Below are 26,806 nucleotides of genomic sequence, written 5' to 3'. Positions count from 1 at the left end.
TTTAGGATTGTATCTTCATGCTTGTAAAGCGGTGTTTTAGTGATAATCTTGCAAAGCCGCTACGTGATGGTAGCCGTCACCTTTGCCTTTGTTGGCAAAGACACGCAATACTTCGCGAGCCGTATCAAGAGACGTCAAGCAAGGAACGGCCAGTTCGACAGCCATACGCCGCAAATTAAATCCGTCTCGTTCCGGTCTTTTGCCGAAGGTCAACGTATTAACGACCAGATCGATTTTTCCGTTGCGTATCATAGTCGCAATATTTTGCCCGTCTTCATGAATTTTTTTAACGATATCTACATTTATACCATGGTCCGTAAAGTATTTCCCGGTACCTTCCGTCGCTATAATGTGATATCCCAAGCTACGGAAGCCTTCAGCCAAATGCATGGCTTCTTCCTTATCCCTGTCGGCTACGGTCAACAAGATCGTACCGCCTGCGGGAATTCTCATCTTAGCACCGTTAACAGCCTTGTACAAAGCTTCCGAATAGGTCTTTCCGATACCCATAACTTCGCCTGTCGACTTCATTTCCGGCCCTAAAGCGATTTCCGCCAGCCCGATCTTACTGAACGAGAATACAGGAGCCTTTGCCGCTACATAGTCTTTAACCGGCAAGAGACCGCTACCGTATCCCAGGTCCTTCAAAGTAACTCCCAAGGCGACACGCGTAGCAATTTCAACCATAGGTACGCGAGTTACCTTGCTAAGGAAGGGTACCGTCCGGCTCGAACGCGGATTGACTTCAATAATGTACAACTTACCGCGAGCCAACACAAACTGGATATTGACGCTTCCTTTTACTTGAAGTTCCAACGTAATCCTTGTCGTATAATCAACAATCTGATCAATCATATCCTGATCCAATTGTTGCGGCGGATAAACGGCAATGGAATCACCTGAATGAACTCCGGCCCGTTCTACCTGTTCCATAATGCCGGGAATGAATACATCCGTTCCGTCCGAAACGGCATCTACTTCCAATTCACGACCTACCATGTATTCGTCAATGAGAATCGGGTGGTCGGGTGATGCGATAACGGCTTCACGCAAATACCGCTCCAATTCACTTTCCGTATACACAATTTCCATAGCACGACCACCTAAGACATAGGACGGGCGTACGATTAAGGGAAATTCCAATTCAGAGGCAACCTTCATAGCTTCCGTGTCGCTCGTTGCGATACGTCCTGCCGGACGAGGTATATCCAACTTCGTCAAAAGATCGTCGAATTTTTCACGGTCTTCGGCTCTATCCATTCCGGCCACGGATGTACCCAATACATTAACTCCGCGAGCCGCCAAGGGGGCTGCCAAGTTAATAGCCGTCTGTCCGCCGAACTGGCAAATAACACCGACAGGCTTTTCCTTATCAATGACAGCCATGACATCTTCTACCGTCAACGGTTCAAAATACAGACTGTCCGAAGTATCAAAGTCCGTACTTACCGTTTCAGGATTGTTATTAATAATAATGCTGTTCATACCGGCCTTGCGTAAAGCCCATGCCGAGTGAACGGAACAATAGTCAAATTCTACCCCTTGCCCGATCCGAATAGGGCCGGAGCCGATAACGATAACGCTCTTATCTCCTAAGGGTTTTACTTCGTCTTCTACGGCATAAGACGAATAATAGTACGGCGTTTCCGCTTCAAATTCGGCTGAGCACGTATCAACCATCTTAAAAGTCGGCAAGATACCCGAGACCGTACGATAAGCACGTACTTCATCTTCCGTCTTCCCTACGAGACCGGCAATGACACCGTCGGGTATACTGTATTTCTTAGCGAGGCGAACATTTTCATCCGTCAGTCCTTCACGACCGAGTCTATTTTCCAAGTCGACAATATTCTTCAACTTGCGTAAGAACCACAAATCGTATCCTGTAATAAAGTGAATCTTTTCTTCGCTGATACCCATGCGTAAAGCCTGGGTAACTACGAAAATACGTTCATCATCCTGTCGCTGTAACAGTTCAACAATATCGATGAGCGACTTTGTTTCCAAGGACTTCAGTCGCAGGTAATCAACGCCGATTTCCAAAGACCGTACCGCCTTCAATATAGCGCCTTCAAAAGTTCGATCAATAGCCATGACTTCGCCGGTTGCCTTCATTTGCGTTCCCAGGGTACGGTCGGCAAGAGCAAATTTTTCAAAAGGCCAGCGCGGGAACTTAATAACACAATAATCCAATGTCGGTTCAAAGCAGGCCATGGTTTTACCCGTAACGGCATTGGGAATTTCATCCAACGTCAGACCGGTAGCCACCTTAGCCGCTACTTTCGCAATGGGATATCCGGTAGCTTTGGAAGCCAGTGCGGATGAACGGCTGACACGCGGGTTTACTTCAATTACATAATACCGATTACTGTTCGGATCGAGGGCATACTGTACATTACAACCGCCTTCGATTTTCAAACGGCGAATAATATCGACCGATGCGGTGCGTAAGAGTTGATACTGCAAGTCATTCAACGTCTGACTGGGCGCTACAACAATGGAATCCCCTGTATGCACGCCCACGGGGTCGATATTTTCCATGTTACAAATAATGACGCAGTTATCCGCCTTGTCGCGCATAACTTCGTATTCAACTTCTTTCCAGCCGGCTACAGAGCGTTCGACGAGAATTTGATGAATAGGGCTGAGTTTGATGCCGCGCGTAGCAATCATGAACAATTCATCTTCATCGTGAGCAATACCGCCGCCCGTACCGCCCAGGGTATAGGCCGGTCGCACGATAACGGGATACCCGATGGAGTTGGCAAAATCGACGGATTCTTGAACATTTTCAAAAATATCGCTTTCCGGAACAGGTTGATTGATATCCTTCATTGCCTTTTTGAATAATTCACGATCTTCCGCTTCTTCAATGGCACTAAGCTTTGTCCCCAACAGTTTAACACCGTATTTTTCAAGCACACCGTTTTCAGCCAGTTCAATGGCCATATTAAGGCCTACCTGCCCGCCTAGAGTTGCTAAAAGACCGTCGGGACGTTCTTTTTCAATAACTTCCGCTACGTAGTCAAGCGTAATCGGTTCAATATACACTCTGTCGGCAATATCTTCATCCGTCATAATCGTCGCCGGATTACTGTTAATCAAGACAACTTCCAAGCCTTCTTCTTTCAAAGCTCGGCAGGCCTGAGTTCCTGCATAGTCAAATTCAGCCGCCTGCCCGATGATAATCGGCCCCGAGCCGATTACGAGAACCTTCTTTAATGCTTCAGCCATCTTATTTGCCCTCCATCATCTTGACGAATTGTTTAAACAAGTACAGGTTATCCGTCGGTCCCGGTGAGGCTTCGGGATGATATTGTACACAAAACATCTGTTTTTCCGGAATCGCGAATCCTTCCAGCGTATTATCGTGCAAGTTACGGTGCGTAATAATCGCTTCAGGAGGTAATGTTTTTTCATCAATAATATAGCCGTGATTCTGCGATGTAATGTAGACCCTACCGCTTTGCTGGTCTTTCACCGGGTGATTGGAGCCTCTGTGACCGAAAGCCAGTTTTTTAGCCTTACCGCCTAAAGCCAATCCCAACAGCTGAAGTCCCATGCAAATACCGAAAATAGGCTTTTGACCGATGAGTTTTTTTACTTCCGCCACCATTTCCGGCACATCTTCCGGATCTCCCGGCCCGTTGGAAAGAAAGATCCCGTCAGGATTCAGAGCCAGTATTTCTTCCGCCGACGTATGGCACGGCAATACGGTAATAGAGCAATCATTTTTGATGAGTTCCCGTAAAATATTTTCCTTCGCGCCGTAGTCCATAACGGCCACGTGGTATTTTCCTTTACCGCGCTTCTTTACTTTACGCGTCGACACTTGCTCAATAACATCTTTATCGAGTTCCGTCGACATCAGTTCTTTAATTTCTTCTTCGCTCATCGTTTCCGGTACGATAACGCCCTTCATAACACCATGGTTACGAATAACACGAGTAACGGCTCGCGTATCTACATCATAAATGCAGGGGATGTGATGAGTCATAATAAAGGTAGCTAACGGGCCTTCATTCTGCCAATTACTGGGAGAGTCACATAGTTCGCTGAGTACAAAGCCCTTTGCATAAGGGCGATCGGCCTGTTCTATTTCATGGAAAAGTCCGTAATTACCGATAAGCGGATATGTCATAGTAATAATCTGTCCGGCATAAGACGGATCTGTAAATGTTTCCTGATACCCCGTCATACCCGTATTAAATACAACTTCACCTACGGCCGGTTCTGCCGTAAGCATCTTACCGTAAAACCGTTCACCGCTTTCTAATATGAGGATTCCTTTCATCACTCTATACCTCCCCGTCTTTCATGACTATCTTGCCGTCAACAATAGTCGCAACGGCCTTTCCCTTGAGAATCATGTCTTCAAAAGGCGTAGATTTACCTTTTGAATAAAACTTATCGGAGTCGACGGTCCATTCTTTATTTAAGTCCATAATAGTCAAGTCCGCCGTTTTTCCGACTGCCACATTACCGGCATCTACGCCGAGTAAGGCGGCAGGGCTCGAAGTCATAGTTCGAATCAGAGTCATTAAGTCGACAGTCCCCGTATGATACAAGTAGGTAAGTACTGTACCGAGTGAAGTTTCCAACCCGACAAAGCCGCTCGGAGCCAAGGAAAATTCACAGTCTTTTTCTTCAATTGTGTGTGGAGCATGATCTGTCACAATGGCATCAATAGTTCCGTCCACGAGTCCTTCAACCACGGCCTTTCTATGTTCTTCCGACCGCAAGGGCGGATTCACTTTAAACCGCGGATCATAAGATCTCAAGGCTTCATCCGTCAAAATCATATGTTGAGGTGTCGCCTCGGCCGTAACCTTCAGTCCCTTTGCCTTGGCTTGTCGTACCATTTGGACAGCATTTTTCGTACTGATATGAGCAATATGAACAGCCGTACCCGTTGCTTCCGCTAAAAGAATATCTCTGGCTACGGCAATGTCTTCAGCCACGGCCGGACGGCCCTTAAGTCCCAATTCGTGAGAAACAACCCCTTCATGCATATGCCCGCCTTCGATGAGATCCGCATCTTCGCAATGATCGATGACAATTTTACCGAACATGCCTGCGTATTCCATAGCTTTTCGCATAAAATCGCAATTTTGTACATAACGGCCGTCATCGGAAAAAGCGACAACACCCGCCTTAGACATACCGCCCATAGATGATAATTCCTTGCCTTCCAACCCTTTGGATAAAGACCCGATAATATCGACTTTGACGACCCCTTCATCAGCAATTTTATACTTCAAACCGTCGACGATAATAGCACTGTCAATGACGGGCTTTGTATTTGGCATAGTAGCGACACGTGTAAAACCGCCGGCAGCAGCCGCCTTAGTGCCGCTTTCAATCGTTTCTTTCGCCGACTGTCCGGGCTGCCGCAAATGCACATGCATATCAATCAATCCGGGTGTAACCACCAATCCCGTCGCATCCAAAATGTCTGCATCCTGAATGTCCACATCCGGACCTATGGCCGTTATCTTCGTACCGTCTATGCGAATGTCGCAAATTTTATCTTCTCCCGTTGCCGGATTGATTAACCGACCGTTCTTAACGACTAATGCCACTTTCATCGCCTCCTATAATGGTCAGGTACAAGACCGCCATACGTACGCACACACCGTTTTTAACCTGTTCTTGAATAGACGACTGTTCCCAGTAGCACACGTCGGGTTCGATTTCCAGCCCCCGATTCATCGGTCCGGGATGAAGAACCAACACGTCTTTTTTCGCCTGCTCCAAACGCTTCCGATTAATGCCGTAAAGGGATGTATATTCACCCGTACCGGGGAAGAAGCCCACGCCTTGGCGTTCCTTTTGAATACGCAATACGTTAACTACATCCGCCCCTTCTAAAGCCTCGTCCAAATTATAATGAACGCTTACACCCATGCTGGCCAATTCGGGTTGCAGTAAGGTGCGCGGACCGACAAGGTGAACATCAGCTCCCAAAGTTTTTAAACCGTAAATCCCCGAGCGTGCTACACGACTATGGTCTATATCGCCGACAATGACTACTTTAAGGCCCTTAATACCGCCCTTTACCTCATTAATCGTGTACATATCAAGAAGGGCCTGAGTCGGGTGTTCATGGGCTCCGTCACCGGCATTGACAATAACCGGATCAACGTAAGAGTCAGCCAATCGCGGCGACCCTTCCATCTTATGACGCATAACAATGGCATCTACGCCCATAGCCGTTACGGTCAACAAGGTATCACGGAAACTTTCACCCTTTACAATGGAGCTGCCGCTGGGTGTGAAGTTGATAACATCGGCGTCCAGATACTTCGCCGCCATTTCAAAGGATCCGCGCGTACGCGTACTCGGTTCCCAGAACATGTTCACTACCGATTTGCCGTGCAGCAGAGGCAACTTCTTATCTCCGCTGTTTACAATATCCTTCATCTTACGGGCAGAGCGCAAAATCAGTTCAATATTTTCCTTCGTTACTCCCTGTAATCCGAGTAAACTCTTTCCTTTCAAGTCGGCCACGAGCTCCTCCTTTGTGTAAAAAAAAGACCCTTGCCGGAGGCAAAGGTCATATTATGCGCACAACAAAAACACATCCCTTTTTAGCCTCTCCGGACTATATTAAAGGTGCTAATCTATTTTCAGCGAATACGTCGGCCTCACGGGACCGCCTCATATCCTCTATTATTTTATATATGTAAGCGATCAAAGTCAAGAAAAACATATGACACAAAAGAGTGGAAAGGCCTTTCTCCGACTGTGCCGAACAGCCTAACACTCTCTTATACACTTCTTTGTCCTATTCAACAGATATGCTCATCCCGTCACCTTCTTTTGCGCAACAATTAAAAACACAGTTGCAATAATTAATACCAGACCTACGATTTCGGCAAAGGTAAAGACCGTTCCCAAAAGAAGGGCCGAACAAAGAGCCGAAGACACGGGTTCAACCGTAGCAATTAACGTTGTATTGAGAGGCCCGATATCCCGCACACCTTGTAAGAACAGCACGTACGTTAAGACAGTGCCGAACAAAACGATTCCGAAAAAAGCCAGCCAGCCGGCAAGATCCAAATGAGGCATACCTTCCCAAGGACGGTAAAGTAAAGACAAGAAAATCCCGCCTGTCAACATACCTATGGCATTAACGACTACACTCCCCCACTTGCGCACGGGTTTAATAGATAAAAGGGTGTAGACGACGCAACTGACCGCATCGAGAAGACCCCAAATTAAGGCTCGCGGAGACAAAACAAGTTCCGTTATACGTCCGTGTGTAGCTATAAGAACCACACCGATAAAAGCTAAGATGACGGAGAGAACCTCCCGACTGTACGGAAATCGGCGCCTTTGCAGGCAGACCAATACGGCCATCATGACGACGCATAATGTCTGCAATACCGTAGCTGTTCCCGCATTGGAATAGGAGATACTGAAAAAGTATGATAACTGATTCAGCATGAGTCCGAAAATCCCGTATATAAAAACAGTTATTAACTCTTTAGGGTGTCGAACAACAATACCCAAAGAGCGTATTTGTCTTAAAGAAAGTATGAAAAATACGATTCCCGCACAAGTCATGCGCACTCCGGTCAGCCAAAAAGGGGAGGCGTCGTATACAGACAGCAGAAACTGCCCTGCTACGCCCGAAAGTCCCCAAATGATTCCTCCCAGGGCCGCACACCAGTAACCGCGGGTAGTATTAGCTAAGGTCTTCACTGTGTTCCCCTTTCTTAAAAAAAATGCAGTAACCGCATGGCGATTACTGCATTACTATAACAAATCCTCAACGCTCCGGTCAAAACAAAGACGTCGCCTTATCGGCTATTTCCGGTAACCCTGTCGGCACCGGCTGTATAAGCCAGAAAATCAAAATGACCAAGACAGTCATACCCAGGGCCAAGTAAGAAAACTTACCGCTCTTACCGTAGTCATAAACACCTAAGAAACGAATGGTCAGTGCCGCTCCGATAGTAAGAAACAGAGACCCGGCCGAAAAATACGAATATACGCCGTAGCCCGCAAGCAATGCTATGACGGCAGCGCTGTACATGACAATAGGATAAACCTGCGATAACGCCGATTCTTTTTGCCGCTTCATAGCTCCAAACCAATCATCGGCAATAATACCGGTCAATCCGGAAATAAATGCGGAGCCGTACATGAGATAGTCCCACATTCCCGTATAAGCTCTGCGATTGGATGATGCGGCCATAATAATGACAAAAACCAGGGCCGCCGCTCCTGCCAGGATATAGTAATATTTTTCCGGAAACCACTGTACAAGCAAGAGACCGATAATCATGAGTACCGACGCCCCGAACGTCATAAACACGATATGTCGTGCAGACGGACGTTTCTTAACATCCATCGCCTTATAAACCTTGGCAAACGATTCAGCCAAAAACAACGCAATAAAAATAATGATACCTACAAAGGGATTGAAGGTCGCTAATGCCAACGTAACAATAACGGGTATGAGCATCTTGGCACCCGGAAAAAAGGTAAGGTCTTTAATCCCCAAAATATGCTGCTGCGTATACACCGTAAAGTACGTGAACGGGTTGAATACGAGCATAGACATGACCGCTTCCACCGGCGTAGCTCCGATATAAAGTAAGGCGAAAAGGACGGTCATGCTAAGGTTCATACCTGTAAACCGTGCCACGACGGCGGCTACAATGCCGGCGTCAAAATACGGTAATAAAGTCCAAATATTATCCAACATCAACTGGTCTTCCCTTCTATTTTAAGTGATGGCTGCCACGTTCCGTCATGGGAACGCCTTCTTTACATAAAGGGCAAGTCTCCGGTTCATACGTAGGAACTTCCAAGTTCAACAAAGCTTGTACATCTTCTTTGGGCACGCCGAATTCAGCCTTCCCGCCGCTACGATCCACCAAAAGACCTACCCCGACAATTTCTCCTCCTGCAGCCTTGACTACATCGACTACTTCCTGAACGGATCCGCCGGTAGTCACAATATCCTCGACAATCAGGACGCGTTCGCCCGGTTTAATGCAAAAACCGCGACGCAGGGTCATCTTTCCCTTTTCCCGCTCCGTAAAAATAGCTCGAGTGCCCAAAGCCTTCCCCACTTCATGGGCTAACAAGATACCGCCCGTCATAGGCCCCATAACAGTCTGTACGCCCTTATTTTTAAAACGTTCAGCCAGTTCTTTACACAGCTTTTCCGTATATTCGGGATGCTGCAAAACATTAAACTTTTCTACATATAAAGGGCTGTGTAATCCCGACGTAAGTAAAAAATGCCCTTCCAACACAGCCTCGGTTTCTACTAAAAGTTGTCGTACCTGTTCTTGAGTTAACATCTTATACCTCCCTGATTTCTTCCACTATGGCACGAGCCGCTTCTTGCGGATCGGCAGCCTTGGTAATAGGACGACCTATGACTAGATGAGTAGCCCCGTTTTGGACGGCTTCTTTCGGAGTCGTTACACGCTTTTGATCATCCGATTGTGCAAAAGAAGGACGAATACCCGGTGTTACGATTAAAAAGTCCGGCCCGTTGAGACGGCGAATCTCAGCCGCTTCATGCGGTGATGAAACGGTACCGTCCATACCGGCTGCCTTGGCCGCCGCCGCCATGGTCAATACCGATTGACTAATACTGTTCGTATGTCCCAACTTCTGCCACTCATCGGCATCAATGCTCGTGAGTACCGTAACTGCCAACAACTTCGGACGTATTATGGACAAGTGCTCCGCTTCATCAGCCACCGCTTCCGCCGCCGCATTCAACATGGCATGGCCACCGCTGCCGTGCAGAGTCATCAAATCGGCTCCCAACCCGGTCAAAGCCCGAACGGCTTGTGCCGCCGTATTGGGAATATCATGAATTTTTAAATCCAAAAAGACTTGCTTTCCTTCAGCTTTAAGCCAACGCACCGTATCGGGCCCGGCACTGTAAAAAAGCTCCATTCCCACCTTATAAAATGAAACGCTGTCTCCCAATTTGTACACCAGTCGTTTCATATCATCGAGCGTATGAACATCCAGGGCTGCAATAATGCGATTATCCGCCATCCGAACCATCCCTTCACACAAAAAGACACTATCATACATAATCTTATAAATTATGGCACGGTGTCGAACGTCTGTCAAACATATACCGCTTAAACATGCACCTTGCAGGACCACTCTGTCACTTGCAATTTAATAACCCCGACACTCTTTAAGGCCTCTTCGGGTATTGACCAGCCTGCTTTTCCCGTCACTTGTTGCATGAGAAGTTCCAAGGCATCGTACTTCTCTCGACTGTCCCCTACGACAGACACATTTCCCTTCCCCATAAGTGAGGCAAAGGCATATGAGTGTCCGCATGCTTTTTCGGCAGGCAACAGTTTATGTCGTGTATCCATTTCAAAGGATGCTCGTAAAGAACGATTCACAAGGTCTATTTTCTTCCCCTGTGCCGCACCGTGAAAATAAAAGACACCGAAATCGCCTTCTTCTACGAAAGCAAAATTAAGCGGTACCGAATAAGCCAATCCGTCATCATCTATAAGTCCCAAACGACAACAATCGGCTGCGGCAATAATATTTATAATTTCTTCTCTTCTCGTTTCTTCCCTGTCCCTGCGCCTCATAAAATCCCCCTGAAGTATTGCCCATTCCTATATTTTTACTATAGCACAGGTTATATGAAATATAAAACGCCCTGTCTGCATACATTTGCAAACAGGGCCTTATTGCCGACTTACTTAATGTGAATTATGTTTTTCTTTTCTTCCGGTTCATCTTTTTCTTTAGGCAAAGATACTTTCAGGACACCGTCTTCAAAAGATGCTTCCGTAGACTTTCTATCAATATGCGGGATCAACAACCGCCGCGAGAAGGTCTGTGCGGTCCGTTCTCGATATACATATTTTTTAGCTTCATCCGACTGTTGTTCATCTTTATGAGATGCCGTGACTACAAGAATCGGGTCATCATAGGTCAATTCAATGTCATCTTTAGTCATACCCGGCAAATCAACCGTCAATTCATATCTGTCACCCTTATCTTCCAAGTCTATCTTCGGCATACTGAGCGGTGATGCTGTACGTGTTACATCTGTAAAGAAAGTATTCCATACATCTTCAGGAAATAAAAAATTATCATTATTTACAATAGGAAATAAACTTCTCATAGCAATCCCTTCTTTGTTCTTTTGACTTTTTATTGTGTAGTAAATCTTTTTTCTTCCTACAATCACACTATACTCTTCATTAGCACTCATGTCAATAGAGTGCTAATAGCTTTTTTCATTTATTCCTATTATATTTTTTATGCTATAATAAAAAACATTATGAAACGGCAAGAAAGGACCTGTACATGGCGGCAATTAAAATACAAAACTTAGAAAAAACTTTCGGCATACGCACTATCTTCAAAAACGTATCCTTCGAGTTAAAGCGCGGTGAACGACTGGCTCTTATCGGAGCAAACGGAGCCGGGAAAACGACGCTCATAAAATGTCTCATTGGCGAAGAAGATTACACGGACGGAGCCGTTATCATTCCCTACGGTGAAACTATCGGTTATTTAAAACAAGATGTGACCTCTACAGATGAGGCAACCTTAGGAGAGACGATAGACATGGCTTGGTCCGACTTACATGATACGGAAACGAGCCTGCGAGAAACGGAAAAAGCTATGCAGATGAGTCCGAATGATGAAGAGCTGCAAATGCGTTATGCCCGTTTGCAAGAACGTTTCGAAATGCTCGGCGGTTTTTCATACGAAGCGACAACCAGAAAAATCATAGCCGGGCTGGGCTTCGGGCAAGATGACTTGAATCGCCCTTTTCAAAGTTTCTCGGGCGGACAAAAAACGCGTATCAACTTAGCCAAAGCCCTAGTACGTCATCCTTCGTGTCTCATTTTGGACGAACCGACCAATCACTTGGACACTGCCATGTTGGAATGGCTCGAAACCTATCTACTTTCTTATGACGGTGCTATTCTCATAGTTTCTCATGATCGCTACTTTCTGGACAGAGTGGCAACAAACGTGCTAGAACTTGAAAACGGCACGACAACGCTATACAAAGGAAATTATTCCCGCTACATGTCTCAACGAAATGAAAGACGCAAATCTTTACAACGGGCCTATGACAAGCAACAGGAGAAAATCAAAGAAACGGAAGCCTACATCCGTAAGTACAAAGCAGGCATTAAATCGAAGCAGGCACGCGGACGTCAATCACAACTCAACCGTTTAGAACGAATCGACAAGCTATACGAAGGCGATACATTGCACTTTGATTTTGCTCCTGCCGAAGAGTGCGGCCAAAAAGTTCTCGTCGTCGATGATATATGCGGCGGCTTTACGGACAAGGAATTATTCAGTCATCTTTCCTTTCTAATACGTCGTGGCGAATCAACATCTCTTATCGGCCCCAACGGGACGGGTAAAACCACCCTGTTAAAAATGATCATAGGAGAAAAGGAGCCGACCCAAGGTCATATTACCTTAGGAAGTCGTGTGCATATCGGTTATTTCGCTCAAGAACATACGGAGCTCCATAGTCACTTGACAGTATTGGAAGAACTTATGGCGGACTATACGATGAACGAAGAACAGGCGCGCTCTCTTTTGGGACGTTTTCTCTTCCGCGGCGATGATGTTTTTACATCCGTAGACTCTCTGAGTGGCGGGGAACAAGCTCGTCTGGCTTTGTTAAAGCTCTTACTCTCGGGCCCGAACTTTCTCATTCTCGATGAACCGACCAATCACCTCGATATTCCGACTCGCGAGATTTTGGAAGATGCCTTACTCGACTTCGGCGGCACGTATCTCATCGTTTCTCACGATCGATACTTCTTAGATAAAATTACAACTCGAACGCTGTCACTTGAAAACAAACAAGTTAAGGATTTTGCTGGAAATTACTCATACTACAAGGAGAAAGAAGCAGAGCTGCTGGCACTTCAGGCAGAAAAAAAAGGGTTCGAAAACACCGTTCGGGAAGATAAAAAAGTCTCCAATGTCGTTGCGGTTACCGTTCCCTCTACTGACCGGGCACGCAAAACACACCCGATCAATCTTAAGCAGTTGGAAGAAATTGAAATGAAAATCGCCGAATTGGAAGCGACGCTGAAAATGTATGAAGTGCAAATGAATACAGCTTCCCCTGAAGAGCTGACGGACTTAAACACGGTTTATTCCGAAACGGAAAAGGCCTTGCAAACAGCTTACGAGAAATGGGAAAAGTTAGCTCAATAGCCCTTGCCATTTCAAGTGTTTCATGATATATTGTATTTGTTGTGAAACACATGGGGGTGTAGCTCAGCTGGGAGAGCACCTGCCTTGCAAGCAGGGGGTCAGGAGTTCGATTCTCCTCATCTCCACCATATAAAAAAAGAGTTCGACAATCAGTCGAACTCTTTTTTTATTATCTGCTCTTGTTTACAACTTCTATGACCTTGTTTCGCCTTCTTTTTAGCTTGTTCCAAGGCCCGCACGTCGCCGGCATACTTAGACAGAACAACAAACGTACAAATTGCAATAAACCATACTGCATAGGTATCAAAAAAATGAACAAAAGCTGCGGCGATCAAGGCTCCGGCAACAAAGCTGCTGACCATGATGCTGTAGTTTACGGCTTGCCGCTTCATCTTGTCATGCTTATAATCATGTCGCCAATGATGATACCAGGATATCAGCATGCGTTGATAGTTCCCTGATGTCATAAATAAAGAATACGGTTCCGACTCAATCTGAATGCCTCTAAAGGATATCATAACAATACCTGCCGTATACGCCAACAAGGCTACCCAAACAATGGCATGGCATGATATGACGGGAAGAATTAAAGTGACAACCAAAAAAGGACAAATATTCCAAGCTCGCCAGTAAGGTGTCTTTTCCCAGCGTTCCACAATCATACCGGTCCAAAAGCCGAGGGTAAAAAAGAGAACCGACAGACAACGAATGGCCACTCCTTCCATATTTCCATATTGAATATCCGAAATAAGAAAGATTATATTACCTGTTTGTAAAGCCACAAGAGTCCCGAACTTAAGCTGGCAATATACGTCAAGAGCCCCGCCGATAATTCCGAATAAGACGGCTATAATCCTCCTGTGATGAGGCAAAAAAATAACGTTATTCATAGAAAGTCCCTTCCGAGTTTATTGGGTACAGTCCGTACTTTCGGACAGTCTATAAATCCCATACTTCAATGCCTGTTTGCGGATCCTGCTTTCTTCCAATAACAAAGCCTTCCGTCACGTCCATGACGATTTCGCCGGTGTAACAAATACGGGCCCATTCCAAATGACCGCCGAAATTCTTTACTTCACCGTCATCGTCCAGATAGGCAAACATGGCATGTGCATGCGTATGTAGGCTACCGTCCTTCATGGTTGTTACATTCCCGATAAGAGAGGTCATTTCAAACATGCCCTCTTTTTTATGGTCAAGAAAATCATGTTTTTCTTCAATATACGTGCCTACCGTAATCTTATCACAGGCACCGATCCCGTTAAACACGGCTGATTGGATGCCTTCTTTCATGCAAACGGACGTAAGCGAAGCAATTACTTCGTCATCCTTATCCAGCCTTATATAAATACGCTGTCCCGCTTTTTTGTAATCCATGGTTCTACTTCCTATCTGATAAAATTCGTATATATTTTCTGCGGCGTTTGCGGCACTTCAACACCGGCTTTCTTACCTGCTTCCACACAGCGGAGCGCCCACACCATATTGGTTCCCAGGACCTGCATGATTTGAAGACCTTCCGCATCCTGTCTTACTTCATCAGGCGTATTTCCGTGTACCATATTCCAATAGTTGGATGAAACGATGAGACTTTCATGATAAGCTAAATACTTGTACAAAACATCGAGAGTAGCACTGGTGCCGGCTCTACGTGCCGACGCTATGGCTGCCGCCGGTTTGTGACGTAAATAGTTACCGCCTACAGCCGACAACATATCCATAAAAGTCACCATTTCTCCCGAGGGCGATGCCCAGTAAACAGGGGACCCGATAACAACTCCGTCCGCTTCCTTCAGTTTTTCCGCCGCTTCCGATACGACAGCCTTATCCGGCACGGCATGCACGATTTCCGTGTCAATTCCTTCTTTATTCAATACATCGGCAACTTCTTGCAAAGCCGTATAAGTACATCCGTTTTTACGACGACTGCCGTTTAATAATAACACTCTCATATATATCTCCCCTGTATATAGTTTATATATTATGTTTGATTATAGCCCTGCCAAGCCTTATTGGCAATGAAAAAGCGGAAGAGTTCAACTCTTCCGCTTTTATCTTTATTGTTCCAAAGACTTTACAAAATCCCGGCCAAATTGTATACACAGCTTTCGTGATTCTTCGTCAGGGACCCACATAACCTTCAAGTCATCGGCAATAACCCGAAAACCTCCGGCTTCCAAATGTTCATGAATTTGCTTCGGTGATTCGCCGGTCCACCCGTATGAACCGAAGGCGGCGGCCTTCTTATTTTTAAACTTCAGCCCTTTCAGCATTTCCAAAATACCGCCGATAGAATACATAAACCCGTAATTAACGGTGGGAGAACCGACAAGAACAGCCTTTGATTTAAATACTTCCGTACAGATATCATTTTTATCTGCCTTAGATGAATTCATCAACTTTACCGTTACTGTCGGATCGGCCTCACGAATGCCCGCGGCAATACATTCAGCCATACGTCGAGTTGAATTCCACATGGTATCATAAATCAACGTAATTTGATTTTCCTGATAAGCGTCGGCCCATTTTTGATACATTTCGACGATTTCCAAAGGATTGTTTCGCCAAATAACCCCGTGACTGGGACAAATCATCTTAACCGGCACATTCATATCCAAAATTTCTTTAATTTTTCTCGTCACCATAGGACTGTAAAGATTCAAAATATTAGCATAATACTTCATGGCTTCATGAAAGAGTTCTCCCTGGTCCACCTTGTCGTTATACAATGATTCGCTGGCAAAATGTTGTCCAAAGCCGTCATTACTGAAAAGAATTTCCTCACCGGTCATATATGTAAACATCGTATCGGGCCAGTGCAGCATGGGGGCTTCAATGAAGACAAGCTTACTGTCGCCCAAATCAAGGGTATCTCCCGTCTTTACCGTAACAAAATTCCAATCCTGATGGTAATGTCCGCGAATAATGGCCTCACCCTTTTTCGTACAATAAATAGGGGTATCAGGTATTTCCGCCATAAGTAAAGGCAACGCACCGCTATGGTCGCTTTCATTATGATTCATGACAATGTAATCGATGTCTTTTAAATCGATTTCTTCCTTTAACCGTTCGACAAATTCTCGATCGTACGGGCCCCAGACAGTATCCATAAGAACAGTCTTCTTATCGCGAATTAAATACGAGTTATACGATGAACCCTTATCTGTCGAATATTCCTTGCCGTGAAAGTAAACCAATTCCCAGTCGACCTTGCCGACCCATGTAACCTTATTCGTAATCCTTTTAACCATATCGTTCCCTCCTTACAACAACTTATTTCCTTATTATATCTTTATTATATTCTTTATTCTTTTCTATAGACGTTGTTTTTGTAACAAGAACCTTGCCGACGTATCACTTATCGACAAGGCTCTTTCTTACCACTCTTTATATGTATGTTCAAAAATATATCCTTGACGATAGGCTGCCAAGAGGCATTTCAAATCTTCTATCATTTGCAGGATTTTCTTACCCGTATCCGTATCCCCGATCATAACTCGTTTCGGTTCCAATTCTACTTGAACCGATTCGGATAAAATATCGGAATTGGACGACAGTACCGATTCTACATCTCGGAAAGGATAGTGAGCCTTTAGTCGCAACCCGTGGGAATTAAAAATCAGTGTATAGCCGGCAATACCCGTAGACCCCTGATACGCCTTACAAAAACCGCCGTCTATACAAATCCCCTTACCGCCGGCGCGTACAGGGTTTTCCCCTTTTTTCACCTTAACCGGCGTATGACCGTTGATAATATGTCCTTGCGGCGAGTCGATGCCGAACTCATGTAAAATACGAACACAATCTGTTTCAATACGATTTAACGTATAGTAAGGGTTTTGCGGTTCCTTCCACGTCGACTCATCGGAAATATAACTTCGTTCCAACGTCTTTACAATACGTCCCGACATAGGAGAATCGTAACCGCACCATAAATACCACATAAAGTCCAAACTATCCCGGTCGCGCTTTTCAAAAGCTCTCCGCGCCATTAAGTCGGCTTTATCCATAAATTCTCGACCCTTATACCCCTTACCGTCTACAAATACTTCCGTAAAACTACCGTCTTCGTTCATTGGAATACCTCCATGAAAAAGGAGGTTCCCGTTGTATGTACGGTAAACAGACCCGTGGCTGTAGAAAAAACGCATGTGTCGCTGCAATCGCTCACTGTTCAGAAATTCTCGCTTAATTTCATTTAAAAGCCGCTCTTCACCTTCACTGAGCCGATACGGGTCCTTGCGATCGACAGTGGGAAAATCCGTCGTCGTCAATTCATATGTGCCTGAGGGTAAGGTTACCTTACCGCCGTCAAAGTCGAAATCTTTAAAAATGAGGCGGTCGTTCATACCATACTCGGGATGGCGCATAATCGTCTGCCCTTCCAACTTGCACAGCATAACATTAATAGCTTTTACCATCGGGTCCAATCCGTCTTCGGCCGTGTAGTTTTCCAAGGCAAAGAGAGCCAAAGAACGCAAGCTGATTCCGTAACCGTTTTCCAAAATTTCCAAGTTATGATAGCGTACATTATTTCTTAATACGTTGATAATGCACGCTTCATCACCGGCAGCGGCCCCCATCCACAAGATATCGTGATTCCCCCATTGAATATCGAGAGAATGGTGCCCCATCAGCTCATCCATAATTCTGTCGGCATGAGGCCCGCGGTCATAAATATCCCCTATAATATGCAGGTGATCCACAGCCAGACGTTTTATTAAATCCGTCAAAGCATAGACAAAATCTCGTGAGCTTCCGGTCTCTAATATGGAATCAATAATTTTAGAATGATAGACGTGACGATTCTTATCTTCATCCGGTTGAGCATGCAAGAGCTCGTCAATAACAAAGCGGAAACTTTCGGGCATGGCCTTACGCACCTTGGAACGCGTGTATTTAGATGACAATAACTTCGCCAACCGCAACAAATGATGCAAGGTCGTACGCGCCCATTTGTCATTCACAAGGCCGGCTTCCGTCATGGCATCCAACTTTTCTTTCGGATAGTAAATAAGGGTCAATAAATCGTCCTGATCTTCTTTGGGCAAAGAATTCTTAAAAATCATCTCTACCTTTTCTCGAATAACGCCGGAACAATTGTTAAGAATATGCAAAAACGCTTCATACTCACCGTGCAGATCACTCATGAAGTGCTCCGTCCCCTTAGGCAGGTTGACGATGGCCTGCAGGTTAATAATTTCCGTAAACGTAGCCGCCTGGTTCGGATAGTCTTTCGATAAAAGTTCCAAATACCGTAAATATTCAGGTGAATAACTGCCCTCTCGCTTCATAGACAACACACCTTCCCTGTATTTCGCACATTAACATTTATAATGCCTGACAATATGAATTATACCTTGTTATTATACCATAGATTACCTGTTTTTCCCCATGAAAAAGGAGCCTTCCGCCCATATCGTGCGGGAGACTCCTAAAGGAATGACCCTATCTTATTTTCCCATATGCTTCATGACTTCCTGCATTTCTTCAGGACTCATAGATTGCATGGCTTCCGTCATCATCTTCATGGCTTCAGGTGTCGGCCCGGCTCCCGATGACTTGGCTTTTTTCATGGCGGCAATAATCTTTTCTACCTTTTCACTGACAGCTTTCGTTTCCGCACCGTCTTGTGCCGCCACTCCTTGAAGTGACATGCTTTCAACTCCTTTAACCAAATACTGAATGCATTCGACCGTCGTCTGGGCCAAATTCACTTGCCAAAACTCTCCGGCTGTCGTCAGCTTATAAAGCACGCCGTTATTTTCTACAAGTCCTTGCTTTTCCCATAAATCATAGAGCCACTTTAAGTCGGATAAGCGAGGATCTTCCCCGACCAGCAAGTCTACATTAAAGTAGCCTTGTTCAATTTGTGCTAACGTTTTATTTACCAAAGGCTGAATATCCGATTCTTTTACTAAAGCCATAAAAGGTTTCTTTTTTTCCTCTACAGCCGTTGCATACGTGTCGAGAGTTCTATAGAGCATGGTCGAATGACCGTCCACACGACCGCCGGCACCGCTACCGAAAGGAAACATGGTAACTCCCGTTTTGGCCAATGTATTATACAAACTCCGTTCCCTGTTGGTCTTAGCCCAATGGGCGGCACTGAGCCGACGACAATTGCGTTTCATCAAATATTCTCGCCCAAACGCGAACATGCGAGCCTGTTCTTTCGTCGTAGCCGCCGGGTCCAAAGCGCCTGCCTGAATACGCTTAGCCAAATCGCTGTTATCGTATACATTGAGCTGATATAAGTCAGCCCCGTCAGCAGCTGACGTCATAAGACATTCCAAGTCATCACGCCATACGTCCATGGACTGAGACGGCAACCCGTAAATCAAGTCGATAATGACAACGCACTGATTGTAAGCCTGAAGTTCTTCTAAGCGTCGCAAAACAGTGTCTTTATCATCCAGACGTCCCACTTGACGTCGAACTTTCGTATTAAAAGACTGGACGCCTAAGGACATGCGATTCACACCTTCAGCCATCCACACATCCATCTTTTCAGGAACCAAATCATGAATTCGACCTTCTAACGTTAATTCATAATCATTGGCTAAAGGCAAGCAGGTACGAATAGCCCGTAAAAGACGTTCTGCATTTTGTGCCGACAGTGAAGTCGGTGTCCCGCCGCCGATAAAAACGGAATGAATTAACCCGTTTTTTAATCGCGGCTCATGGCATTCTCTTTCCAAATCCTTTATCAAAGAGTCCACGTATGCATCTTCAACAGCCTGATCCGTTCCATTTTGGAAAAAAGCACAATACAGGCACTTGGTCTTGCAAAAAGGTATATGAATATATGCCGTCTGTGTCGGTTTACCCGTAGGCTTTTTACTCATTAATCCCTGCCAAATTTTCTGAGCCTCGCGAGGATTTACGGGCGTTCCGTCAATACCGGCATGGACAACCCGCTTGCGCGGAAACCCCTCTGTTAAAGGATCCACTCCGATTCTTCCGAATTGAAATTCCCGCTGTTCTGAAGGCAGACTCTCATACAGTTCTTTCAGCCCCATACTATGCCTCACTCACTTTTTTCGTTACGCGTACTGCAAAAGCACGTGCCGCCGCCAAGTCCGCTTCATCCGGATGCTTAGCCGCTTCAGCATGGCGAGCTTCGCTTTCAGGATTTTTTCCGTGCGGCGAGTCTGCCGGAAACCGCTTGTACATCATTTCAATTAACTTCGGATCCACGGCTCCTTGACAAATAAAGGAGTCGACTACTTCCGTATGTGCCGGCACAAGTTCCGTAGCGGAAACCAAGCACTTATGGGCATGTTCCGATGCCGGATTGGCTCCGAGAGTTGCAAAAACAGCCACCTTCTTTGCCGTTAAAGTTTCCAAAACCTTTTTTGCTTCTTCGTCAGCCGTTCCCTTATCAACCCAAAAGCCTGCAAAAACACAGTCATAGGAACTTAAGTCTGTAGGTGCTTCAGCCGCTGCAACGCACGGCGTGCCTTCCGGCAAGGCGGAAACAATCGCTTCGGCAACCTTTTTTGTATTACCTGTCCGAGACGAGTATACTACCATGTATTTCATACATTCATCCTCCTGAAAAATCACCTTGTAAAAACGTCAAAACAACATAAAACCCGGATTCATCATACCAAAAGCACTCCGACTCTTCTACTCCGTTCAGTCCGTCAATAATCCGTTCGGACATTAACTTTTATCTACTCGGAAAACTACATTTTCCTATGGTAAAAACGGCAAGGATGGAAGTCCTTGCCGTTAAAAATTCTAATAACTTCTGCGAAATTCGCCGGGAAGCTGTCCCGTTATTTTATGAAAGGCTACGGCAAACTTACTGCTGTTTTCGTAGCCCACACAGTTGGCAATTTCCATAATACTGTCATCCGTTTGCAGTAACATCTGCTTGGCCTTTACCATACGGTACTCTTTAATATATTGCGACACGGTACAACCGTATACGCCTTTAAAACATTTTTTCAGCGTTGTCGGCGCAATTCCGTGTTCCTTAGCCAGTTGCTCTATGGTAAACTTTTTCATCATATTTTCCGTAATTTCCTTACGAATAGCTTTCACAAGGTTTACCTGTTGCAACGTAAAGGATTCTCTTTTTTCTGCAGGCACCTTTTTTATAGTGCTTAAAAGAAGCAATATTTCCAAAACTTTAATGCGAAAATACTGGTCTTTAATAGACTCGGGAACATGATAAAGTTCATAAAATAAATGCTTCAGGCTCGCATCTTCTCTCATAATCATGCCGAAATCGCGTTGATCACAAAGACGCCGACTCATGGCTTCCAAGTCGATAACCCCTACACCCAACTGGCGATCCATCGTTTCCTGAGCCTTAGGTAAATTAAGCAACAACGTGACTCCGTGATAATGAGCCAAAGGAAACACCGACGTATGACAATAAGCACTGCAGCGCCTCCAACCGACGGACATATCCCCTTCTCCCATGTACAAGTATTCTCCGTTTTTGAAGTTACATTCAATACGTCCCGTCTCGCAATGATTAATAGCAAATACATCGGGCATAGGCTTGGCTTCACACGAAAGTTCCGGCCGGTGAATATCCATGTACATAATCATAATGCCGGGATATACACTGTGCCCGGTCATTACGGCCTGCCCTTTACTATCTTTAATTTCGTATACACTCCCGTTCTGTACCGTTCCCGAGGCGTACATTTCATGAGCGTTTTTCATATGTATGTCCTTTCCGCATACAGCTAACTTATTTCTGTTAAATTGCGTTTCTTTCATATCTCAATGTTACGATATTTTGATAATACATGTCAATATTGCCTATGTCTTGTTAAATTGCGACATGTATAAGTCATAATACTCGCCACGGACTTTCATCAATTCTTCGTGCGAGCCGCTCTCACAAATACGACCGCCGGACAAGACAATAATTCGATCTGCATGACGAACTGTCGCCAACCTGTGAGCAATGGTCAACGTCGTCCGCTTTCGAGACAACTCGGCCAGAGACTGCAAGACTTGTTTTTCCGTTTCATTGTCCATGGCTGCCGTCGCTTCATCTAAAATAAGGACAGGGGGATTTTTCAAAAATACGCGAGATAAGGATAAGCGTTGTTTTTGACCTCCTGAAAGCATGACTCCCCGTTCACCGATATAGCTGTCATAGCCGCGAGGCAACCTACTGATAAACTCATGGGCTCTGGCATCCTTCGCAGCCGCCTCAATATCGGCTTGCGTACTGTCCGTACGACCGAGACGAATATTTTCACTTACAGAGTCGGAAAAAAGATACATATCCTGTTGCACAATACCTATGCATTCATGCAAAGACTCCAATGTATATTCGCGAATATCTCGCCCGTCTAAGGTAATCTTGCCGCCCGTTACATCGTAAAACCGTAAAAGCAGGGATGCTACGCTGCTTTTTCCCGCTCCTGTAGGTCCTACGAGAGCCACTTGTTCGCCGGCTTTAACGGTCAGATTGAAATCTTTCAATACATGAGTCCCGTCAGGGTACGCAAAATCAACATGTTCAAAGACTACGTCCCCTTTAATGCGTCTTGAATCGGCTACAACGGATCCGCCCCGAACCTTAGGCTCAACCCGTATCAATTCCTGATAACGGCGAAATCCCGCCATACTGCGCTGATACTGTTCGGTCAAGGATGTAAGCTGCATAATGGGACGAAGAAACAGCATGAGATACATCAAAAAGGCGACCAAATCACTCATAGTCATGAGATCATTCATCATAAGGACGGCACCGACGACAATAATAGTCAAATTTATGGCATTGGAAAAAAAGGTGACGGTTCCCGCCATATACGCTTGATAGCGAAAAGTCCGCATTTGCGAATTCGCCAAGTCGGCCGTTACATCCGAAAACCGTTGATACGCACGATTTTCCCCGTTAAAAGCTTTGACAGCCCGTACTGCGGCAAGTATTTCCGTGGCCACACTGCCGACGACGCCCATGTGTTGACGCGTCTCGGCAAAAGCGGACTTCATTTTCCTGTTAAGGAAAATGGTATCTCCCGTTTTTAAAGCTACAAGCAGTAACACGAAAACGGCCAGTAAAGGATTAATATAAAAGAGGAAAAAGGCACTGCCCCCCATAGTGATTAAGCAGACTACTGCAAGATGCGGCATTTCGAAAATAATATTCCCTACTTCACCGATATCTCCCGTCACTCGGGATACAAGATGACCCGTTTTCTCCTTATCGAAAAAGGCAAAGTCCAAGTTTTCCAAATGTCGGAACAAGGAGTTGCGCAAATCCCGTTCCACACGTACCCCCATTGTACGGCCCACGCAATATACGCAATACGTAATCCCCAAACACAAAAGGTAGAGGCCCAAGAGCCCGGCACCCTCGTATAGGAGACTCTGCATATCACGGGCCGGCAAGACAACACCCAATATATGTCGAACAATCATGGGAAAGGTTACTTCCATTCCGGCCGTCAACAAAGCCCCTGCAATGACAAAGGCCAACGATTTTTTATAGGGCTTATAAAATTGAAATAAATCCATTTCATAGTCTCCGTAAAGAAGCGGCAAACATTCCCGCAAGAGAAGGTTTGCCGCTCAGACTGTGTCTTACCACTTCCATTCGGCACCGACACGCCACATACGTCCGTCAATATAAATAGCATCGATTTTCTTATTGAAAATATTGTCGACGCCGCCATATACGGAAAAGGCTTCGTTCAACTTTTTATTGAACGAGAAGTTCACCGTATTATAGGTGTACATCTTGCCGTCGTAGTGATAGTCGGATGCGAATTGATCCCATAAAACGGCACTGAATCCGTGAATCTTATCCTTATCGTCATAAATGAGTTGGAAAGTCGTCGTATTCTTAGCCCGATTATCTAACTGCGTGTGTTTCTTCTTATCAATAGCATCCAACCAGTTATGCGTAATCTTAGTAATCCAACGCTTGCCGATACGACGGCCCACTTCAGCTTCTATACCGTTAATCTGCGCATCATCGACGTTCACATAACGATAGTCGCTCGGTCCTGTAGGGCCTGTAAATCGTTCCGTCGTAATCAAATTGGTTACTTTATTGTTAAAGTAAGTCACCTTGCCGAACCAGGCACCCTTGTCCGCTTCTACGGAGAAGTCGAAGCTCTTCGACTTTTCCGGATCCAATTCGGGATTGCCGTAAATATTAACCGTCATAGGTCCCATGGCACGGTGCATGCGCATGTATAACTCCGTAATAGTCGGAGCCTTATAGCCTAAGCCGTAATTAGCTTTAAAGCGCCAGAAGTTATTAAAGTTATAGGTAAGGCCCACCTTCGGTGTCACTTCCGAACCGAATTGACTGCTGTGTTCAAAACGTAAGGACGGAATAATATAGAGCTTATCGTTAACCTGCCACTGGTCTTGTACATAGGCAGCATAAGAATCGACCTTATGTGACTTCATAATCTTGTTCATACCCGACAGCGAGTCACCTAACCGGGTGCCGGCATACTTCACTCGACGGAATTCACCGCCATAAGTCAGATTATGCGAGTCGCCGATATAGGTCGTATTCTGTGCCTCTGTTACCCACGTGCTGTATTTAGCTCTATCCATATCTTCTTTCGGATATTGTAAGTCGTAGTTAGCCGGTGTGCCGGCAGGGGTCATAATCGGGCCGCTGGGTAAAATGCGTTCATTCAATAAATGGGAATACTTTTCCAAATCATTATAATAAGTTCTGAACTTATAGTCGTTTTTCTTCGTCTTTCCCGAATATTCTACGCTAAAACCTCGCGATTCATTGTCATACCATTCTTTTTTGTTTTTATTCGTCAAGCGCCAAGCAACGGGAGGCATAGAACCCGTAAAAATCCGCGATTTCGTATCGGGAAAATCGGAACGGAAGTTTTCCTTACCGTAATCTATATCAAAACGAAGCTTGTTTTTATTAGCATTTTCAAAATCATATTGAGATGCCAAGTGAATAAGCTTTCTCATGCCGTACATAGACCGCGTGTATCCGTCCGTAATGGAGCTGACAGCATGCGTCATCGGGTTGATCGCTTCCGAGTGTCCGAAGCGGTTGAAGGGGCGGCGACGTTCCAAGCGGGCATCAATACTCGTTGACCACCGGCCGTGTTTACCGAAGTCGAAATTACCGTATTCCGACGTGCTGAGAGTTCCCGTTGATACGCCGAAGGTACCTCCCGCCTTTTTAGGAACGCGCGTAATAACATTAATAACACCGCCCATGGCATCAGACCCGTACAGAGAGCTGGACGGCCCGCGAACAATTTCAATACGGTCAATATCACTGACATTGAGTCTTTGCAATGCATAGACGTTCGTCGTATTGGATGCGTCTTCACCGGCAATACGTTTGCCGTCAACAAGAATCAGGGTGTGATTTGTACTCATACCGCGGAGCTGCACAGAGTTTCCCGTCATACCCGCTTTCGATAAATTCAAGTTATCGGCCAAAGCCAGTGCGGACAATACATCATCAGCACCCATGCACTGAATATCTTTAGCCGTAATGACTTCCGCCGACTGAGGTTCCGTTTTTAAAAGTTCTTGCGTTCGCGATGCCGTAACGAGGATTTCCCCGCTATATACTCCGTGTCCCTTTGTATCTTCCGTTGTCGCACCGGTCGTGTCGGCGGCAATTGCCGTACCGGCAACCGTAGCTGCCAAAGCTGCTAAAACAAGTAATCGAATCGGTTGTTTCATCGTAATCCTCCTGTTATGATTTAGTTTTATCTTTACGCAAATAGGGGAAACACATGGGATAATACCGCCCGTTTTCTTCTACTTCCGTAATGGTCACGTTTACATCGTATAGGGTTTCTAAAATCTCCTTACAAAATACATCTCTCACCGGTCCGTCAGCTACAATCTCTCCATCTTTCACGGCAATGAGACGATGACTGAAGCGGGCCGCATGATTTAAATCATGCATAACCATAATAACCGTAATATCCGTCTTCTCATGAAGTTGTACGACAAGATCCATTAACTCAAGCTGATAATGGACATCCAAAAAAGTTGTCGGTTCATCAAGGAGCAGAATTTTCGGTTCCTGAGCCAAGGCCATGGCCAACCAGGCTCTCTGCCTCTCACCGCCCGACAAGGCACCGGTTCTCTTATATTGCATGCTCGTAAGGCCCGTAACCTTTAATGCATGCTCAACGGCCGCCTCGTCATCCTGTGATAATTGGGAAAAAGCCGATTGGTAAGGGATACGACCGCATGCCGCTAATTCCCGCACGGTCATATCTCCCGGGGCTTGTGCCGACTGCGGCAGGACGGAAATATGTTTTGCCACGGCTTCCGACTTTAACTCTTTCAAGTCTTTACCGTTTAAATACACAGCCCCACCCGTCGGTTTCAGCAACCGACCCAAGGCTTTCAACAAGGTCGACTTACCGGAACCGTTCGGTCCGATAATAGAAACGATTTCGGGTTTTAAAAAGGCGGCACTCATATTCGAAGCAATGACGGTTTTGCCGTATTGTAAATGTCCGTTGCGAATTTCCAATGTATCACTCACGAGCGCATCCTCCTTTTCAGTAAATATAAGAAGAAGGGTGCTCCCAAAAAGGACAGGAAAATACCCACAGGCACTTCAACAGGACTGAATACAGTTCTC

General features: G+C 45.5%; 23 protein-coding genes and 1 tRNA gene. 2 read left to right on the top strand and 22 right to left on the bottom strand.

Translation table 11 applies throughout. The features are described from left to right. Positions 1 to 36: 36 nt before the first annotated feature. The 10 genes from carB to PGX78_RS00430 form a co-directional block, all read right to left on the bottom strand. On the bottom strand, positions 37 to 3,234 hold the full coding sequence (carB, locus tag PGX78_RS00475) for a carbamoyl-phosphate synthase large subunit (protein ID WP_270444686.1): 3,198 nt from the start codon (positions 3,232 to 3,234) through the stop codon (positions 37 to 39). Position 3,235: 1 nt separating this feature from the next. Beyond that, positions 3,236 to 4,294 (bottom strand): glutamine-hydrolyzing carbamoyl-phosphate synthase small subunit, encoded by a 1,059-nt coding sequence (gene carA, locus PGX78_RS00470; protein WP_270444696.1) that lies wholly within the window; start codon positions 4,292 to 4,294, stop codon positions 3,236 to 3,238. Between the two features lie 4 nt (positions 4,295 to 4,298). Beyond that, positions 4,299 to 5,582 carry a dihydroorotase gene (locus tag PGX78_RS00465; RefSeq protein ID WP_270444694.1) on the bottom strand — a complete coding sequence of 428 codons (1,284 nt, stop codon included), beginning with the start codon at positions 5,580 to 5,582 and terminating at the stop codon, positions 4,299 to 4,301. Beyond that, on the bottom strand, positions 5,566 to 6,510 hold the full coding sequence (locus PGX78_RS00460; protein WP_270444683.1) for an aspartate carbamoyltransferase catalytic subunit: 945 nt from the start codon (positions 6,508 to 6,510) through the stop codon (positions 5,566 to 5,568). The genes PGX78_RS00465 and PGX78_RS00460 overlap by 17 nt, the downstream gene beginning before the upstream one ends. Positions 6,511 to 6,804: 294 nt before the next feature. After that, positions 6,805 to 7,707 (bottom strand): DMT family transporter, encoded by a 903-nt coding sequence (locus tag PGX78_RS00455; protein ID WP_270444681.1) that lies wholly within the window; start codon positions 7,705 to 7,707, stop codon positions 6,805 to 6,807. A gap of 79 nt (positions 7,708 to 7,786) precedes the next feature. After that, positions 7,787 to 8,716 (bottom strand): hypothetical protein, encoded by a 930-nt coding sequence (locus PGX78_RS00450; RefSeq protein WP_270444677.1) that lies wholly within the window; start codon positions 8,714 to 8,716, stop codon positions 7,787 to 7,789. Between the two features lie 16 nt (positions 8,717 to 8,732). Then, entirely contained in the window at positions 8,733 to 9,320 is a 588-nt protein-coding gene (gene pyrE / locus PGX78_RS00445; protein WP_270444674.1) for an orotate phosphoribosyltransferase, read from the bottom strand. Position 9,321: 1 nt separating this feature from the next. Then, entirely contained in the window at positions 9,322 to 10,035 is a 714-nt protein-coding gene (gene pyrF / locus PGX78_RS00440) for an orotidine-5'-phosphate decarboxylase (RefSeq protein WP_270444672.1), read from the bottom strand. A gap of 89 nt (positions 10,036 to 10,124) precedes the next feature. Further along, complete coding sequence (locus PGX78_RS00435; protein ID WP_270444669.1) at positions 10,125 to 10,598, bottom strand: pyridoxamine 5'-phosphate oxidase family protein; 474 nt, start codon at positions 10,596 to 10,598, stop codon at positions 10,125 to 10,127. Between the two features lie 110 nt (positions 10,599 to 10,708). Then, entirely contained in the window at positions 10,709 to 11,140 is a 432-nt protein-coding gene (locus PGX78_RS00430; protein WP_006941050.1) for an Hsp20/alpha crystallin family protein, read from the bottom strand. Positions 11,141 to 11,325: 185 nt separating this feature from the next. Here PGX78_RS00430 and PGX78_RS00425 point away from each other — a divergent pair, with 185 nt between their 5' ends. Together PGX78_RS00425 and PGX78_RS00420 are read left to right on the top strand one after the other, a co-directional pair. Further along, positions 11,326 to 13,218 (top strand): ABC-F family ATP-binding cassette domain-containing protein, encoded by a 1,893-nt coding sequence (locus PGX78_RS00425; protein ID WP_270444662.1) that lies wholly within the window; start codon positions 11,326 to 11,328, stop codon positions 13,216 to 13,218. Positions 13,219 to 13,270: 52 nt separating this feature from the next. After that, a tRNA-Ala gene (locus PGX78_RS00420) sits at positions 13,271 to 13,346 on the top strand. Positions 13,347 to 13,367: 21 nt separating this feature from the next. On the opposite strand, the gene PGX78_RS00415 is transcribed toward PGX78_RS00420, so the two are convergent. The 12 genes from PGX78_RS00415 to PGX78_RS00360 form a co-directional block, all read right to left on the bottom strand. Beyond that, positions 13,368 to 14,108, bottom strand: a complete 741-nt coding sequence (locus PGX78_RS00415) for a YoaK family protein (RefSeq protein WP_006941052.1) — start codon at positions 14,106 to 14,108, stop codon at positions 13,368 to 13,370. Positions 14,109 to 14,157: 49 nt separating this feature from the next. Next, positions 14,158 to 14,595, bottom strand: coding sequence for a PPC domain-containing DNA-binding protein (locus tag PGX78_RS00410; RefSeq protein WP_270444658.1), 438 nt, complete (start codon positions 14,593 to 14,595; stop codon positions 14,158 to 14,160). Positions 14,596 to 14,606: 11 nt separating this feature from the next. Beyond that, positions 14,607 to 15,170: a flavodoxin family protein gene (locus PGX78_RS00405; RefSeq protein ID WP_270444656.1), complete on the bottom strand. Its 564-nt coding sequence runs from the start codon at positions 15,168 to 15,170 to the stop codon at positions 14,607 to 14,609. Between the two features lie 105 nt (positions 15,171 to 15,275). After that, positions 15,276 to 16,469 carry an anaerobic nitric oxide reductase flavorubredoxin gene (locus PGX78_RS00400; RefSeq protein ID WP_270444653.1) on the bottom strand — a complete coding sequence of 398 codons (1,194 nt, stop codon included), beginning with the start codon at positions 16,467 to 16,469 and terminating at the stop codon, positions 15,276 to 15,278. A gap of 126 nt (positions 16,470 to 16,595) precedes the next feature. After that, positions 16,596 to 18,512: a fructose-1,6-bisphosphatase gene (locus tag PGX78_RS00395; RefSeq protein ID WP_270444650.1), complete on the bottom strand. Its 1,917-nt coding sequence runs from the start codon at positions 18,510 to 18,512 to the stop codon at positions 16,596 to 16,598. 159 nt (positions 18,513 to 18,671) lie between these two features. Next, positions 18,672 to 20,240 carry a heme anaerobic degradation radical SAM methyltransferase ChuW/HutW gene (hutW, locus tag PGX78_RS00390; protein ID WP_270444647.1) on the bottom strand — a complete coding sequence of 523 codons (1,569 nt, stop codon included), beginning with the start codon at positions 20,238 to 20,240 and terminating at the stop codon, positions 18,672 to 18,674. Between the two features lies 1 nt (position 20,241). Beyond that, complete coding sequence (locus tag PGX78_RS00385) at positions 20,242 to 20,763, bottom strand: flavodoxin family protein (protein WP_040773230.1); 522 nt, start codon at positions 20,761 to 20,763, stop codon at positions 20,242 to 20,244. Positions 20,764 to 20,964: 201 nt separating this feature from the next. Beyond that, a complete protein-coding gene (locus PGX78_RS00380; protein ID WP_270444638.1) occupies positions 20,965 to 21,903 on the bottom strand; it encodes a helix-turn-helix domain-containing protein in 939 nt (312 codons plus the stop codon). A 99-nt stretch (positions 21,904 to 22,002) separates the two neighbouring features. After that, a complete protein-coding gene (locus PGX78_RS00375) occupies positions 22,003 to 23,715 on the bottom strand; it encodes an ABC transporter ATP-binding protein (protein WP_006941067.1) in 1,713 nt (570 codons plus the stop codon). Between the two features lie 66 nt (positions 23,716 to 23,781). Further along, the gene (locus PGX78_RS00370) at positions 23,782 to 25,887 is read right to left on the bottom strand and encodes a TonB-dependent receptor plug domain-containing protein (RefSeq protein WP_270444632.1); all 2,106 of its coding nucleotides are present in this window, start codon (positions 25,885 to 25,887) and stop codon (positions 23,782 to 23,784) included. A gap of 13 nt (positions 25,888 to 25,900) precedes the next feature. Continuing rightward, positions 25,901 to 26,707: an ABC transporter ATP-binding protein gene (locus tag PGX78_RS00365; RefSeq protein ID WP_006941069.1), complete on the bottom strand. Its 807-nt coding sequence runs from the start codon at positions 26,705 to 26,707 to the stop codon at positions 25,901 to 25,903. Next, a partial coding sequence (locus tag PGX78_RS00360; protein ID WP_270444692.1) for an iron chelate uptake ABC transporter family permease subunit occupies positions 26,704 to 26,806 on the bottom strand: 103 nt, incomplete at its 5' end. The genes PGX78_RS00365 and PGX78_RS00360, both read right to left, overlap by 4 nt.

The sequence above is a fragment of the Megasphaera sp. AF13-6AC genome, from assembly GCF_027685385.1.
In the GTDB taxonomy this organism is placed as follows: Bacteria; Bacillota; Negativicutes; order Veillonellales; family Megasphaeraceae; genus Megasphaera; species Megasphaera micronuciformis.
Note: the sequence above shows the minus strand (reverse complement) of the source record. Positions and strands in the feature narration are given on the sequence as shown.

Coding starts and splice junctions, on each gene's coding strand:
- carB (WP_270444686.1), bottom strand. CDS start 3,234: ATGGCTGAAGCATTAAAGAAGGTTCTCGTAATCGGCTCGGGGCCGATT.
- carA (WP_270444696.1), bottom strand. CDS start 4,294: ATGAAAGGAATCCTCATATTAGAAAGCGGTGAACGGTTTTACGGTAAG.
- PGX78_RS00450 (WP_270444677.1), bottom strand. CDS start 8,716: ATGTTGGATAATATTTGGACTTTATTACCGTATTTTGACGCCGGCATT.
- pyrE (WP_270444674.1), bottom strand. CDS start 9,320: ATGTTAACTCAAGAACAGGTACGACAACTTTTAGTAGAAACCGAGGCT.
- pyrF (WP_270444672.1), bottom strand. CDS start 10,035: ATGGCGGATAATCGCATTATTGCAGCCCTGGATGTTCATACGCTCGAT.
- PGX78_RS00435 (WP_270444669.1), bottom strand. CDS start 10,598: ATGAGGCGCAGGGACAGGGAAGAAACGAGAAGAGAAGAAATTATAAAT.
- PGX78_RS00430 (WP_006941050.1), bottom strand. CDS start 11,140: ATGAGAAGTTTATTTCCTATTGTAAATAATGATAATTTTTTATTTCCT.
- PGX78_RS00425 (WP_270444662.1), top strand. CDS start 11,326: ATGGCGGCAATTAAAATACAAAACTTAGAAAAAACTTTCGGCATACGC.
- PGX78_RS00415 (WP_006941052.1), bottom strand. CDS start 14,108: ATGAATAACGTTATTTTTTTGCCTCATCACAGGAGGATTATAGCCGTC.
- PGX78_RS00410 (WP_270444658.1), bottom strand. CDS start 14,595: ATGGATTACAAAAAAGCGGGACAGCGTATTTATATAAGGCTGGATAAG.
- PGX78_RS00405 (WP_270444656.1), bottom strand. CDS start 15,170: ATGAGAGTGTTATTATTAAACGGCAGTCGTCGTAAAAACGGATGTACT.
- PGX78_RS00400 (WP_270444653.1), bottom strand. CDS start 16,469: ATGGTTAAAAGGATTACGAATAAGGTTACATGGGTCGGCAAGGTCGAC.
- PGX78_RS00395 (WP_270444650.1), bottom strand. CDS start 18,512: ATGAAGCGAGAGGGCAGTTATTCACCTGAATATTTACGGTATTTGGAA.
- hutW (WP_270444647.1), bottom strand. CDS start 20,240: ATGGGGCTGAAAGAACTGTATGAGAGTCTGCCTTCAGAACAGCGGGAA.
- PGX78_RS00385 (WP_040773230.1), bottom strand. CDS start 20,763: ATGAAATACATGGTAGTATACTCGTCTCGGACAGGTAATACAAAAAAG.
- PGX78_RS00380 (WP_270444638.1), bottom strand. CDS start 21,903: ATGAAAAACGCTCATGAAATGTACGCCTCGGGAACGGTACAGAACGGG.
- PGX78_RS00375 (WP_006941067.1), bottom strand. CDS start 23,715: ATGGATTTATTTCAATTTTATAAGCCCTATAAAAAATCGTTGGCCTTT.
- PGX78_RS00370 (WP_270444632.1), bottom strand. CDS start 25,887: ATGAAACAACCGATTCGATTACTTGTTTTAGCAGCTTTGGCAGCTACG.